Here is a 13459-nt window from a genome sequence, read left to right as displayed (position 1 = left end):
GGAGCGGGTCCGTGTGTGGCGAAAGGGGTCCGGACCGAGGGGGGGGGGGTGTCGTTTTTTTTTCCCTCCCCCGCCCGGCGGTTTTTTTCCCCCCGACGACGTATGACCGAGTGCTACTTGCTACTTGCTACTCCTGCTTCTTGCGACGCGTGCCGAAGACGATCTCGTCCCAGCTGGGCACGGCCGCGCGCCGCCCGGGCCGGACGCCGTCGGCCTCCGCCTGGCGGTCGGTGGTGCCGACGAGGCGGTCGCGGTGGCTGGCCACCGAGCGCGGCATCAGGACGTCCGCGTACGCGGCACCCGCTCCGGCCGACGCCGCGGGCGGCTCCTCGGCCTCGGGGTCCTGCTCGGCCTCTTCGGCGGGCGGCAGGTCCGTGGGCGGGAGCGCGGGGCGCTCCGGCACGATCATGTCGCCGCGGAAGCTCGGCACCGCCTCGAGGAGGCTGGTGAGCGAGTCCCGCTCCGACTCGGACACGGCCGCTGTCGCGCCGGTGGCCACGCCTTCCTCCGGAGGCTCCGGGGGCTGCGGCGCGCTCGGGCGCTCCAGCTGCCGGTCCAGGGCGCGGTCGAGCGGCCGGTCGAGCGAGGCCCTGTCCCGGGGCAGCCGGGCGATGCGCGGCACGAACGGGAAGCTCGGCTCGGGCGCGGCGATGTCGTCCGTCTCGCCGATCAGCGAGCGCGCCTCGTCGTCCATGGCCTGCACGAGCCGCCGTGGCGGGTCGTACGTCCAGCTCGCGGCGTGCGGTTCGGTCGCGACGCGGTAGACGAGCAGGACCTCCCAGGTGCCGTCGTCGCGGCGCCAGGAGTCCCACTGGACGGATTCCTTGTCGGCGCCGCGCAGGAGCAGCCGCTCCGACACGGCCTCGCCGAGCTGGGGTCCGGTGTTCTCGCCGGGACGGCGCACGGGAGTCTTCCGGGCCCGCTCGGCCATGAAGGCGCGCTCGGCGAGCACGGGTCCTTCGAAGCGGCGGACGCGATCGACGGGGATTCCGGCGAGCGAGGCGACTTCCTCCGCGCTCGCACCGGCACGTATCCGTGCCTGGATGTCGCGGGGGCGGAGGTGGCTCTCCACCTCGATCTCGATCTGGCCGAGGCGCGGACGGTCACCGCGCACGGCGGCGCGCAGCCGCTCGTCGATCGGAAGTGTGTACTCCGTGCTGTCCGCAGCTTTGAGCACCAGCCGTGTGCCGTCGTTGCTGACGGCCACGACACGCAGTTCGGGCATGGGGACCTCCCGGGTGGTGCCTGCCGACGTCACGTGCGTCGCTGCTTCCGCTAGTCGAGTGTGGCCTGCCCGGGTGCAGCCTGCCACAACCTTGCCGAGTTGCCCGGCGTGTCGGGCATGGGCCCTAGGTCGCCGTTATGGCACGGTTACCATTTCGCAACTCTCAGTGACCATCTTGGTCACCCTGTGCAGCGAGCCCCCTCCCGGCAGGTCCTGGAAGGCCCCGGGCACCCAGGTGGGAGACCGGACCCAGGGCTCGCAACAGTACTCCATTCGGGCCACGCGGGTGGTCCGCCGCGCCGCCGAACTTCTCACGGGGGGCGGGAGTTGACGCACCTGGATACCCGGGCAGGGTGGTGCATGAGTGGCACACTTCACGGAATCTCCAGAAACGGAACTAACCCCTTCACCCATACGTCCCTTTCTCGTGCAGTCAGTCGAGAAAGGCAGGTAAGGGTCGGAGATGCGTGAAAAGCCGGATTCCGGCGAGGAATCCAAGGGCCAGGAGGAGTCGGCGGAGAAGCGGCGCCTCGATCTGAGTCTGCCGCAGGTGGCGGGGAGCGCCGTGGCCGCCGTCGTGGGGGCGAAGCTCGCCGCCAGCTTCGGCGTCTACGGCACGATCCTCGGCGCCGGCCTGGTGAGTGTGGTCGCGACCTGTGGCGGCACGATCTTCCAGCACTTCTTCCGGCGCACGGGCGAGCAGATACGTGACGTCGCGGTGCAGGCCAAGCCGCGGGTGCAGCAGGTGCCGCTGACCGATGGTTCGGGTGCGCCGGTGGCCGAGACGTTCAGGGCGGAGGCGCACACGGGAGCTGCGGCGCATGCCGGGGCGGGGCCCGTGACGACGACCTGGGGTAGAGCGGTCGACGCCGACGCGACCTCGGTGCCGCCCGGCGCGGGCGATCCGGACCGTACGACCGTGGTGCCCGTCGTCGGCGACGCCGACCGTACGAGTGTGCTGCCCGCGGTCACTGACGCCACTCGCGGCACGATGCTGCCCGCGGTCCCTGACGCCGACCGCACCACCGTGCTGCCCGCGGTCACTGACCCCGACCGCACCACCGTGCTGCGCGTGACGGACGCGGACGCGGGTGCCGACGCCGACAGGACCCAGCTGCTCGGGTCGGTCGACGCCACGCAGCTGGTGCCGCGGGACGACGCGACCCGTGTCCTGCGGCAGACGGGTCCCGCCGGGCCGGTCGAACCGCCACTCCCATCGGACGAGTTCACCGACGGCACCACTCATCGCACGCGGGTCCGAAGCTGGAAGCGGCCGTTGATCGCCGCCGCGGTCGTCTTCGGTGTGGCCATGGCCGGGATCACGACGTACGAGATCGTCTCCGGAGAGGACTTCAGCGGGGGTCACGGCACCACGATCGGAAACGGCTTCTCGGGCGGGGGTGGCTCGTCGGGGCAGCGGCCCACGCCCTCGACGGAACCCTCCGGGCAGCCGTCCGACGGCCCGTCGACGGGTACGGACGACGGGTCGCGGCAGGACGGCGACGCCTCGCAGGACCCGAACGGGACGCACTCGCAGTCCCCGGACACCGGGAACGACTCGGACTCTGATTCCGGTTCGAAGGACGACCCCGACAAGGAGCAGGACTCCGGCGACGGCTCCAAGACGGACCCGACGCCCACACCCACGCCCACCCCGACCCCGACGCCCACTCCGTCGAGCGGCACCGGAAGCGGCGACGACGCGCAGCGGGATGCGACCCCCACCCCGTAGGCGGCCGCTCAGTCGCCCAGGACGCGGCGCAGGTAGTCGTTGCCGAACAGGCGGTCCGGGTCCAGGCGGTCGCGCAGGGCCGTGAACTCGGCGAAGCGCGGATAGGCCTGCGAGAAGTAGCCGGCGTCGCGGGTGTGGATCTTGCCCCAGTGGGGTCGGCCCTCGTGTGCGGTGAAGATCCGCTCGGCGGCGGTGAAGTACGCCTGGTAGGGCGTGCCGCGATACATGTGGACGGCGATGTACGCGCTCTCCCGGCCCGATGCCGTGGAGAGCGTGATGTCGTCAGCGGGGGCCGTGCGGACCTCCACGGGGAAGCTGATCCGCAGATTCGAGCGCTCCACCATCGTCTTCAGCTCGCGCAGCGTCTCGACGAGGGCCGCCCGCGGAACGGCGTACTCCATTTCCATGAAGCGCACGCGGCGCGGACTTGTGAAGACTTTGTAGGGGATGTCCGTGTAGGTGCGGGCCGAGAGCGCCTTGCTGGAGATCTTGGCGATGGCCGGGACGGTCGCGGGGACGGCCCTGCCTATCGAGTTGACCACCTGGAAGAGACCGTTGGAGAGGACCTCGTCCTCCACGAAGGCGCTGACCCTGCCGGGCGGAGCCGCGGGGCCAGCACTGCGGTTGTTGCGCTTGGTGTTGCAGCTGCCGGTGTGCGGGAACCAGTAGAACTCGAAGTGCTCGTTCTCGGCGTGCAGCGCGTCGAACTCACTGGTGACCTTGTCGAAGGTCATCGGCTCCTCACGGGCGGTGAGGAAGAAGACGGGCTCCACGGCGAAGGTGATCGCGCTGATCACGCCGAGCGCGCCGATGCCGAGCCGGGCCGCGGCGAACACCTCGGGATTCTCCTTCTCGGAGCAGGTGAGGACCGTGCCGTCCGCGGTGACGAGCTCAAGTGCCGTGATCTGTGCGGAGATCGACGCCGAGTCGCGGCCCGTGCCGTGCGTCCCGGTGCTGATCGCGCCGGAGACCGTCTGCTCCATGATGTCGCCCATGTTCGTGAGCGAGAGGCCTTCGCGGGCGAGCGCCGCGTTCAGGCGCCCCAGTGGAGTGCCCGCTTCCACCGTGACGGTGCCCGCCTCGCGGTCGATCCTGCGGATGCCGGTGAGGAGTTCGGGGCGTATCAGGAGGCCGTCGGTGGCCGCGGTCGCCGTGAAGGAGTGGCCGGTGCCGACCGGCTTCACCCTGAGGCCGTCGTCCTTGGCCTGACGCAGCGCGGCACTGAGCTCGTCGACCGAGGCGGGGGTGACCTCCCTGGCCGGACGTGCGGTGACATTGCCCGCCCAGTTACGCCACGCTGCTCTGCTCTTCGCGCTGCCCGTGCCCGTTGCCGTGCTCATGGGTCCCTCCCCGTTGCGAAACCGGCTTCTTCAGTCGGCGATACCCAAGGAATCCGACCGCCACCGCGACGGCCCCGGCCGCTCCGGGTACCGCGTACCCGGCGTCCGAACCGGCCGCGTCGACGACCAGGCCGGCCGCGGAGGAGCCGAGCGCGACGCCGACCGCGAGTCCGGTGCTCACCCAGGTCATGCCCTCGGTCAGCTTCGTACGGGGTACGTGGAGTTCGACGAGGGCCATCGTCGTGATCATGGTCGGCGCTATGGAGAGGCCCGCGATGAACAACGCCACGGCCAGAAACGGAAGATTCCCGACCAGTTGAAGCGGGATCATACTCACGGCCATCGCGCAGACACCCAGCAGCCACCTCGGTGCGGGAGCGCCCTTGAAGCGCATGAGCCCGAAGGCGGCTCCGGCCACGCAGGAGCCGAGCGCGTACACCGCGAGCACCAGGCTCGCCGCCGCCTTGTGCCCCTGGTCCTCGGCGTACGCGACGGTCACCACGTCGATGGACCCGAAGATGGCTCCCGTCGCCGCGAAGGTCGCGACCAGGACCCGGAGCCCTCCGGAGCGCAACGCCGAGCCCTTGGTGTGGTGTTCACGCCCGTGCGGCACGGGCTCGGTGGCCCGCTGGGACGTCAGCCAGAAGACGCCCGCCGCGAGGAAGACCCCGGCCATGAGCGGCCCGGCCTCGGGGAACCACGCGGTGGAGAGCCCGATCGAGATGATCGGACCGAAGATGAAGCAGATCTCGTCCACCACGGACTCGAAGGAGTACGCGGTGTGCAGCTGCGGAGTGCCCCGGTAGAGGACGGCCCAGCGCGCCCTGATCATCGACCCCACGCTCGGCACGCAGCCGACGAGCGCGGCGAAGGCGAAGAGCGTCCAGTCGGGGAGTTCGTACTTCGCGCAGAGCAGGAGCCCGGTGACCGCGGCCAGGGAGGCCAGGGTCGCGGGCCGCAGGATCCGGCGCTGGCCGTGCCGGTCGACCAGGCGCGAGATCTGCGGGCCGATCGCGGCGGCGGAGAGTGCGACGGTCGCGGAGAGCGCGCCCGCGAGTCCGTACCGCCCCGTGAGCTGGGACACCATCGTCACGATGCCGATGCCCATCATCGACAGCGGCATCCGTCCGAGGAGGCCCGCCGTCGAGAACCCCTTGGTGCCGGGGGCGGCGAAGATGGCGCGGTAGGGGCTGGGCACGTGGGACTCCGCTGAGGGGCCGGGACAGCTCCGCGAGGAGGGGCTCCCGTAAGGCGTGAAGATGGCCCATACAGCTTACGGCTGCGACACGGCAGGACGCACCGTGTTTTCCGGCTGTCAGTGGCGGGTGGCAGGATCGGATGTATGTCCGATGCGCTCGATGCCTCTCCCTATGACGCCCTGCTGCTGCTCTCGTTCGGCGGCCCAGAAGGCCCAGACGACGTCGTCCCGTTCCTGGAGAACGTGACGCGGGGGCGCGGTATCCCCAAGGAGCGGCTCAAGGAGGTGGGGCAGCACTACTTCCTGTTCGGCGGGATCAGCCCGATCAACGACCAGAACCGCGCCCTTCTCGACGCCCTGCGCAAGGACTTCGCGGAGCACGGACTCGATCTGCCGGTCTACTGGGGCAACCGCAACTGGGCGCCCTACCTGACCGACACCCTGCGCGAGCTCGTCCGGGACGGCCACCGCCGCGTGCTCGTCCTCGCGACCAGCGCGTACGCCTCGTACTCGGGCTGTCGCCAGTACCGCGAGAACCTGGCGGAGTCCCTCGCCGTGCTCGCGTCGGAGGGCCTCGACGTGCCGCGCGTCGACAAGCTGCGGCACTACTTCAACCACCCCGGCTTCGTCCGCCCCATGATCGACGGGGTCCTGAAGTCCCTGGCCGATCTCCCCGCTGACGTACGCGAAGGGGCGCACCTCGCCTTCACGACGCACTCCATCCCCTCCGCGGCCGCCGACACCTCGGGGCGCGTCGAGGACCACGGGGACGGCGGCGCGTACGTGGCGGAGCACCTGGACGTGGCCCGGCTCATCGCGGACGCGGTGCGTGCGGAGACCGGCGTCGAGCACCCCTGGCAGCTCGTCTACCAGTCGCGCAGCGGCGCCCCGAGCACCCCGTGGCTCGAGCCGGACATCTGCGACCACTTGGAGGAGCGGCACGCGGCGGGCGTGCCCGCGGTGGTGATGGTCCCGATCGGCTTCGTCTCGGACCACATGGAGGTTCTCTACGACCTCGACACCGAGGCCGAGGCGAAGGCCGCGGAGCTCGGCCTCCCGGTCCGCCGCTCGGCCACGGTGGGCGCCGACCCGCGGTTCGCCGCCGCGGTGCGGGATCTCGTCCTTGAGCGGGCCGCCACGGAGAACGGGCGCGAGGCCGCGCCCTGCGTCCTGGGCGCGCTCGGCGCGAGCCACGACCTGTGCCCGGTGGGCTGCTGCCCGTCGCGCGTCCCGAAGCCCGCCGCCGCGGGCGCCGACAGCCCGTACGCGTAACTCAGGCACATCGCAGGGGCCCGTAGGCACCTCGAAGGCACAAGGAGCACCAGCACCGTGACCGACCCCGCAGACCAGCAGCTGAAGGCCGAACTCCTCGGCGTCGCCCTGGAGGCCGCGCACCGCGCCGGAGCCTTCCTGCGCGACGGGCGCCCGGACGACCTGGGCGTGGCCGCCACCAAGACCAGCGCGGTCGACGTCGTCACCGAGATGGACATCGCCTCCGAGAAGTTGATCACCGACTTCCTCGCCGAGCGCAGGCCGGAGGACGGCGTGCTCGGCGAGGAGGGCGCTAGCTCCGAGGGCAGCAGCGGTGTCCAGTGGGTGATCGACCCGATCGACGGCACCGTCAACTACCTCTACGGGCGCCCCGATTGGTCCGTGTCCATCGCGGCCCGCAAGGACGGCGAGACACTCGTCGGGGTGGTGCACGCCCCGATGCGCGGCGAGACCTACCGCGCGGTCCTCGGAGGGGGCGCGTTCGTCAACGACGAGCCCGCGCACACCCGCCCCGCGCCCCCGTTCGAACGGGCCCTCGTCGGCACCGGCTTCGGGTACGTGGCCGAGCGCCGCGCCCGCCAGGCCGACGTGGCCCGGCAGCTGATCCCGCTGGTCCGGGACATCCGCCGGGGCGGCTCGGCGGCGATCGACCTGTGCGACGTCGCACTCGGCCGACTGGACGCGTACTACGAGCGCGGCCTCAACCCGTGGGACTTCGCGGCGGGCGACCTCGTCGCGCGGGAGGCGGGCGCCCTGACCGGCGGACGCCCCGGGCAGGCCCTTTCCGGCGAGCTGACCGTCGCGGCACCTCCCGGCCTCTTCGAGGACCTCCAGGGCCGTCTGGAGGAGCTCGGCGCCTGGCACGACTGACCGCCGTACTCACCCGGACGCAGAAGGGCCCCGGCATCTCGTCCACAGATGCCGGGGCCCTTGTGCTCACGAACGGATCAGGCGTGCAGCACGCCGACCTCCACCCCGTGCTCGGCGGCCAGCCGGTGGAGATCTTCGAGCTCGGCCTGCTCGACCTCGGCAAGGAAGTCGTCGCCCGTCTCACGGGCCTGCGTGAGGTCGGACTCCGTGGCCTTTATGCGCTGCAGCAGTCCTGCGGTGAAAGCGTCCATGGTTGCGCCCCCTCGGCTGGGTCATGGGTCGATGGCACGGGGGTGTGCCCTCAAGGAAGGGGCGATCACGTCTACGCCGCCCGCCCTGGAGGAAGCGGGTTGTGGCGCGCCACATACGAAGCGTGATCGCGGGGTGTTAGGTCGTCTTCCCCGGGCTCTCTTCCACGGAAACCTCAACCGTCGGAGGAAATCCCGCATTCCCCGTCCGGGGCACCGCCTTACAGCCGGTTTATGACCGAAAGGGGCAGGATGGAGGCCACAGCCCAGGAACAGACCTGCCCCCAGGGGCACAGAGGAAGGACAGCGCCGTGCGCGTACTCGTCGTCGAGGACGAGCAACTGCTCGCCGATGCGGTGGCCACCGGACTACGCCGGGAGGCCATGGCCGTCGACGTCGTGTACGACGGGGCGGCCGCTCTGGAACGTATCGGCGTGAACGACTACGACGTCGTGGTGCTCGACCGGGACCTCCCGCTCGTGCACGGGGACGACGTCTGCCGCAAGATCGTCGAGCTCGGCATGCCGACCCGCGTCCTGATGCTCACCGCGTCGGGCGACGTCAGCGACCGCGTCGAGGGCCTGGAGATCGGCGCCGACGACTATCTCCCCAAGCCCTTCGCGTTCAGCGAGCTCACGGCACGCGTGCGTGCCCTCGGGCGGCGTACGAGCGTGCCGCTGCCCCCCGTCCTGGAGCGCGCCGGCATCAAGCTCGACCCGAACCGCCGTGAGATCTTCCGCGACGGCAAGGAGATCCAGCTCGCCCCCAAGGAGTTCGCCGTCCTCGAAGTGCTGCTGCGCAGCGAGGGTGCCGTCGTCTCCGCGGAGCAGCTCCTGGAGAAGGCCTGGGACGAGAACACCGATCCGTTCACGAACGTGGTGCGGGTGACCGTCATGACCTTGCGGAGGAAACTCGGCGAGCCCGCCGTCATCGTGACGGTGCCCGGCTCCGGCTACCGGATCTGATCCCCGGTGGCCGCGACCCCGGCGCCACCAGCAGCGCCCCCGAAGCCCACCTGGGACCCCAGGAAGGTCGAAGTGCCCTTCCCGTGGCTGCGCCCCACGATCCGTATACGCCTGACTCTGCTCTACGGCGGCATGTTCCTGATCGCGGGCATCCTGCTGCTCTCGATCATCTATCTGCTCGCCGCGCAGGCCCTGAACGTGGGCAGTGATCTGCCGTTCAACATCGAGGGCGGCTCCAGGGTCAGCAGTAACACGTGTCACAACCTCCCGACGGGCACCCAGGTCCCCGCCGACGAGGTCAACGCCGCGCTGAACGAGTGCGTCAACAAGATGCGTCAGAACGCCCTGGACAACCTCCTGAGCCGCTCCCTGCTCGCCCTGCTCGGGCTCGCGGTGATCGCCTTCGCCTTCGGTTACGCGATGGCGGGCCGCGTCCTCTCGCCGCTCGGCCGCATCACGCGCACCGCGCGCAGGGTGGCCGGCACGGACCTGTCCCGGCGCATCGAACTGGACGGGCCCGACGACGAGTTGAAGGAGCTCTCGGACACCTTCGACGAGATGCTCGACCGCCTGGAACGGGCCTTCACCGCCCAGCAGCGCTTCGTCGGGAACGCCTCGCACGAACTGCGCACACCGCTCGCGATCAACCGCACCCTGCTCGAGGTGCAGCTCTCCGATCCAGAGGCGCCCCCCGAGCTCCATCAGCTCGGCAAGACGCTCCTGGCCACCAACGAGCGCAGCGAGCAGCTCGTGGAGGGCCTGCTGCTGCTCGCCCGCAGCGACAACCAGATCGTGGAGCGCAAGCCGGTCGACCTCGCCGAGGTCGCCGACCGTGCCGTCGACCAGGTGCGGTCCGAGGCCGACGCGAAGGGCGTGGAGATCCGCGGGGACCGGGCCCCGGCCGTCGTTCAGGGCAACGGCGTCCTCATGGAGCGGATCGCCCTGAACCTCGTCCAGAACGCCGTCAGGTACAACGTGCCGGACGACGGGTGGGTCGAGGTCACCACGGAGGCCCAGCACGGCCAGGCGGTCATCGTGGTGACCAACACGGGCCCCGTGGTGCCCGCGTACGAGATCGACAACCTCTTCGAGCCGTTCCGGCGGCTGCGGACCGAGCGCACGGGCAGCGACAAGGGCGTCGGACTCGGCCTGTCGATCGCCCGGTCGGTGGCGCGGGCCCACGGGGGCCGTATCATCGCGGAGCCGCGCGAGGGGGGAGGGCTCGTGATGCGAGTCACCCTTCCTCTCTGAGATGCTGCCGCGGACTCGCTCCTTGTTCGCTTTGAGCGGAATTTTCGGGACCTGATCCCGGGGATTACGTGTGCGATCGATCACAGGGGCGAATTTTCGGCCATCTACTCTCCGTGATCGTGAAAGTCGTTGGAAAGCCGGGAAAATCCGGGTTTTCAGGGGTCTTGATCACGGGAAGTACACGGGGTGGCGCCTGTGAAGTGCGACATCGGGACCGTGTACGGTCCCGATCGCCATCCAAACCGATCACCTCTGCAGAGGTGCGGTTGGGTGTCGATTGAGTAACAGACCTTGATGTGAGGCAAAATCTCCGCCTCAGGTCGGGCACAAGTCCGGCCTCTCACGCGTTACGTGCGCTGAGACACCGCAGACACCCAGAGGGGGAGAGCGACATGGCAACGGACTACGACACCCCACGTAAGACCGACGATGACGTCAACGAGGACAGCATCGAGGAACTGAAGGCGCGGCGGAACGACAAGTCGACCTCGGCCGTAGACGTCGACGAGTTCGAGGCCGCAGAAGGCCTTGAGCTGCCCGGCGCGGACCTTTCGAACGAGGAGCTCGCCGTTCGGGTGCTCCCGAAGCAGCAGGACGAGTTCACCTGCATGAGCTGCTTCCTGGTGCACCACCGCAGCCAGCTGGCCAAGGAGAAGAACGGCCAGCCGATCTGCCGCGACTGCGACTAGGGCAGGGTCGGCCGTGACAGGCTCGACCCCGCCTAGGAAGCGCCGCTTCCGCAAGCGTGGAGCGGACCAAGAAAGCGTCGCCCCCGAAGGCGTGCGTGACGACGAGCGGGGCTCTTCCCCCACAGGAACAGCCTCGCTCGGACCGGCGAACGCCCTGGAGGTGGCAGACGACGGGACGGCGGCCGACAAGGCGTCCAGGGCCCATGGGTCCAAGGGCCGCGTTGCCGCCGTCACGGACGGAGTCATGGCGGGCGTGCGCGCGAGCGGACGCGGCGCCAAAGCCGGCATCGGCTATCTCGCCGACCGGATCATCGAGAATGCCCCGCGGGTTCCGATCCGCGACCTGGACACTCTCCGCAAGCAGTTCCCGGGCCTCGACGCCGAGCAGCTCGCGGACAAAATCATCTCCGGCGCCGCCAACGGGACCTCGACGGTCGGGGCCGGAATCGGCGTCGCCGTGATGATGCCCGTGCCGCCCGCGATGCCCGCGGAGCTGGCCGCCGAGATCACCGGCGTCGCGGCCATCGAGCTGAAGATGATCGCCGAACTCCACGAGGTCTACGGCCGGCGCCCGCCGGGCAATCTCAAGGAGCGCAGCACCGCCTACCTCACCGCGTGGACCGAGGAGCGCGGCATCGACGTGGTGAAACCCGCGTCGATCAACGCGGCCCTCGGCGGCCAGATGAAGCGCGAGCTGCGCCAGCAGATCATGAAGCGCATGGTGCGGAACCTCCCGAACCTGATGCCTTTCATGGTCGGCGCGGCGGTCGGGGCGGTGATGAACCGCCGGGACACCAAGAAACTCGCTGAGCGGGTCCGTGCGGACCTGCGGAGGTCGCAGGTGCCCTGGGGTGCCCTGATCGAGCTGCCGCCCCTTGAGCAGCCGGCGAAGCCTCTGGACGCCCTGCGCCGCGACGCCCCGCCCGAGGAGCTGGGAGCCTGACGCCGCGGCCCCGCAACAGGTCCTCGATCAGCAGAGCGCCGAGAAGCAGATCTCCAGGCGGAAGATCTCCGAGAAGCAGATCTTCTAAGCAGCCCGCACCGCGGTGAGCGCCGCCGCGAGCGCCTCGGGGTGCCGCGTCGACACGTACACGTACGGGGTCGGGTCCTGCGGGTCCGTGATCTCGACGCGCAGCGCCGTGGGGATGTAGGCGCGCAGCAGCATGAAGGCGCGCGGGTCGGCCTTCGGGCCGCGCCAGGCGCGCGCCTCTTCCGCGTCGAGCACCTCTGCCTCGCCCAGGGCGGAGACCGGGATCTTCGCGTCGCCCACGACGAGCGAGTCCGCCACCACGCGGATCCGGGGGGAGCCGTACGAACTGGTGACGACCGCGGCGACCGCCGTCCCGGCGACCAGGCCGCCGAGCAGCGGCAAGGTGCCGAAGGGGAGCAGGATCAGCGCCATCGCGACGCCGACCAGGAGCGAGACAAGCCACCAGGAACGGGGCGCCGTCAGGCGTTCTTCGTAAGGCTGCATGAAGGCAAGCTTGGCACGATGAGCTCCGTTGCCGGACTCGCGGGTAAGGTCTGCGGCTGTGAGTGGTACTTCAGCAGCTCTGACGCCCCCGGCCGACGCCATAGCGCCCGTCCGTCACCCCGACGCGCCCGCCCCCGGCGAGCTCATCGGAGCCCATTACGAGCACTGCTTCGGCTGCGGCGAAGGGCAGGCCCACGGGCTGCACCTCGCGACCCGTGCCGGCGAAGGTGTGGGCGTCACCGCCGAGTTCACCGTCCGTGAGGCCCACCAGGGCGCTCCGGGCCTCGCCCACGGCGGAGTGCTCGCCACGGCGCTCGACGAGACGCTCGGCTCGCTGAACTGGCTGCTGCGGGTGATCGCCGTGACCGGTCGGCTCGAGACCGACTTCGCGCGGCCCGTGCCCCTGGGCACCGTGCTCTTCCTCGACGCCGAGGTGACCGCCGTCTCCGGGCGCAAGATCTACTCCCGGGCCACCGGGCGGATCGGCGGCCCCGACGGGCCCGTCGCCGTCCGTGCCGAGGCCCTCTTCATCGAGGTCAAGGTCGATCACTTCATCGAGAACGGGCGCCCGGAGGAGATCCGGGCCGCGATGGACGACCCCGACCAGAACCGCCGCGCACGTGCCTTCGAGGTGAACCCGTGACCCCCGTGCCCCCCGTGGCCGCAGCACCCCGTCCGGAGCTCGACGTCCAGATCCGTCGTGTCGACCCCGACGTACCGCTGCCTTCGTACGCGCGGCCCGGCGACGCCGGAGCGGACCTGCGGACCACCGAAGCGTGCGAACTCGCCCCGGGTGAGCGGGTTGTCCTGCCCACCGGTGTGTCTATCGCACTGCCGGAGGGGTACGCGGCCTTCGTGCACCCGCGTTCCGGTCTCGCCGCCCGCTGCGGTGTCGCCCTGGTGAATGCCCCAGGGACGGTGGATGCCGGGTACCGTGGGGAGATCAAGGTGATCGTGGTGAATCTCGACCCGCGCGAGAGCGTGCGGTTCGAGCGCTTCGACCGGATTGCCCAACTGGTCGTCCAGCAGGTCGAGAAGGTGCGCTTCCGCGAGGTGGCGGAGCTTCCCGACTCGGCGCGGGCCGAGGGGGGCTTCGGGTCCACCGGTGGCCATGCCGCCGTGGGCGTCGGCTCGGGTCAACAAACGGGTGGGAATCGATACGCATCGGTCGTATCTGACCGGGAAGGACAGTGAC

The 13459-nt window shown here is 70.4% G+C and carries 14 protein-coding genes; 9 read left to right on the top strand and 5 right to left on the bottom strand.

The features are described from left to right. Positions 1 to 127: 127 nt before the first annotated feature. Positions 128 to 1225, bottom strand: coding sequence for a septation protein SepH (gene sepH / locus ACZ5CR_RS02235; protein WP_468852709.1), 1098 nt, complete (start codon positions 1223 to 1225; stop codon positions 128 to 130). 463 nt (positions 1226 to 1688) lie between these two features. Here sepH and ACZ5CR_RS02230 point away from each other — a divergent pair, with 463 nt between their 5' ends. Continuing rightward, complete coding sequence (locus ACZ5CR_RS02230; RefSeq protein WP_468852707.1) at positions 1689 to 2957, top strand: hypothetical protein; 1269 nt, start codon at positions 1689 to 1691, stop codon at positions 2955 to 2957. 8 nt (positions 2958 to 2965) lie between these two features. Here the strand turns inward: ACZ5CR_RS02230 and ACZ5CR_RS02225 are convergent, their stop codons facing one another. Both ACZ5CR_RS02225 and ACZ5CR_RS02220 read right to left on the bottom strand, forming a co-directional pair. Continuing rightward, entirely contained in the window at positions 2966 to 4297 is a 1332-nt protein-coding gene (locus ACZ5CR_RS02225; protein ID WP_468852705.1) for a D-arabinono-1,4-lactone oxidase, read from the bottom strand. After that, entirely contained in the window at positions 4245 to 5495 is a 1251-nt protein-coding gene (locus tag ACZ5CR_RS02220; RefSeq protein WP_468852703.1) for an MFS transporter, read from the bottom strand. The genes ACZ5CR_RS02225 and ACZ5CR_RS02220 overlap by 53 nt, the downstream gene beginning before the upstream one ends. Before the next feature lie 144 nt (positions 5496 to 5639). Here ACZ5CR_RS02220 and ACZ5CR_RS02215 point away from each other — a divergent pair, with 144 nt between their 5' ends. After that, a complete protein-coding gene (locus tag ACZ5CR_RS02215; RefSeq protein WP_468852701.1) occupies positions 5640 to 6767 on the top strand; it encodes a ferrochelatase in 1128 nt (375 codons plus the stop codon). 57 nt (positions 6768 to 6824) lie between these two features. Then, positions 6825 to 7637, top strand: coding sequence for an inositol monophosphatase family protein (locus ACZ5CR_RS02210; protein WP_468852699.1), 813 nt, complete (start codon positions 6825 to 6827; stop codon positions 7635 to 7637). A gap of 77 nt (positions 7638 to 7714) precedes the next feature. On the opposite strand, the gene ACZ5CR_RS02205 is transcribed toward ACZ5CR_RS02210, so the two are convergent. After that, on the bottom strand, positions 7715 to 7888 hold the full coding sequence (locus ACZ5CR_RS02205; RefSeq protein WP_468852696.1) for a hypothetical protein: 174 nt from the start codon (positions 7886 to 7888) through the stop codon (positions 7715 to 7717). A gap of 308 nt (positions 7889 to 8196) precedes the next feature. Here ACZ5CR_RS02205 and ACZ5CR_RS02200 point away from each other — a divergent pair, with 308 nt between their 5' ends. The 4 genes from ACZ5CR_RS02200 (at position 8197) to ACZ5CR_RS02185 (ending at position 11733) form a co-directional block, all read left to right on the top strand. Next, positions 8197 to 8850 carry a response regulator transcription factor gene (locus ACZ5CR_RS02200; protein WP_135331070.1) on the top strand — a complete coding sequence of 218 codons (654 nt, stop codon included), beginning with the start codon at positions 8197 to 8199 and terminating at the stop codon, positions 8848 to 8850. 6 nt (positions 8851 to 8856) lie between these two features. Next, positions 8857 to 10101 (top strand): sensor histidine kinase, encoded by a 1245-nt coding sequence (locus ACZ5CR_RS02195; protein ID WP_468852694.1) that lies wholly within the window; start codon positions 8857 to 8859, stop codon positions 10099 to 10101. A 392-nt stretch (positions 10102 to 10493) separates the two neighbouring features. Then, a complete protein-coding gene (locus ACZ5CR_RS02190; RefSeq protein ID WP_055563079.1) occupies positions 10494 to 10790 on the top strand; it encodes a DUF4193 domain-containing protein in 297 nt (98 codons plus the stop codon). 13 nt (positions 10791 to 10803) lie between these two features. After that, positions 10804 to 11733: a hypothetical protein gene (locus tag ACZ5CR_RS02185; RefSeq protein WP_468852691.1), complete on the top strand. Its 930-nt coding sequence runs from the start codon at positions 10804 to 10806 to the stop codon at positions 11731 to 11733. 84 nt (positions 11734 to 11817) lie between these two features. On the opposite strand, the gene ACZ5CR_RS02180 is transcribed toward ACZ5CR_RS02185, so the two are convergent. After that, positions 11818 to 12264, bottom strand: a complete 447-nt coding sequence (locus ACZ5CR_RS02180; RefSeq protein WP_468852689.1) for a DUF3093 domain-containing protein — start codon at positions 12262 to 12264, stop codon at positions 11818 to 11820. A 58-nt stretch (positions 12265 to 12322) separates the two neighbouring features. Here ACZ5CR_RS02180 and ACZ5CR_RS02175 point away from each other — a divergent pair, with 58 nt between their 5' ends. Together ACZ5CR_RS02175 and dut are read left to right on the top strand one after the other, a co-directional pair. Then, positions 12323 to 12907: a PaaI family thioesterase gene (locus ACZ5CR_RS02175; protein ID WP_389917111.1), complete on the top strand. Its 585-nt coding sequence runs from the start codon at positions 12323 to 12325 to the stop codon at positions 12905 to 12907. 5 nt (positions 12908 to 12912) lie between these two features. After that, a complete protein-coding gene (dut, locus tag ACZ5CR_RS02170; protein ID WP_389917133.1) occupies positions 12913 to 13458 on the top strand; it encodes a dUTP diphosphatase in 546 nt (181 codons plus the stop codon). Position 13459 lies beyond the last annotated feature (1 nt).

This window comes from Streptomyces sp. NPDC031274 (assembly GCF_055570235.1).
Note: the sequence above shows the minus strand (reverse complement) of the source record. Positions and strands in the feature narration are given on the sequence as shown.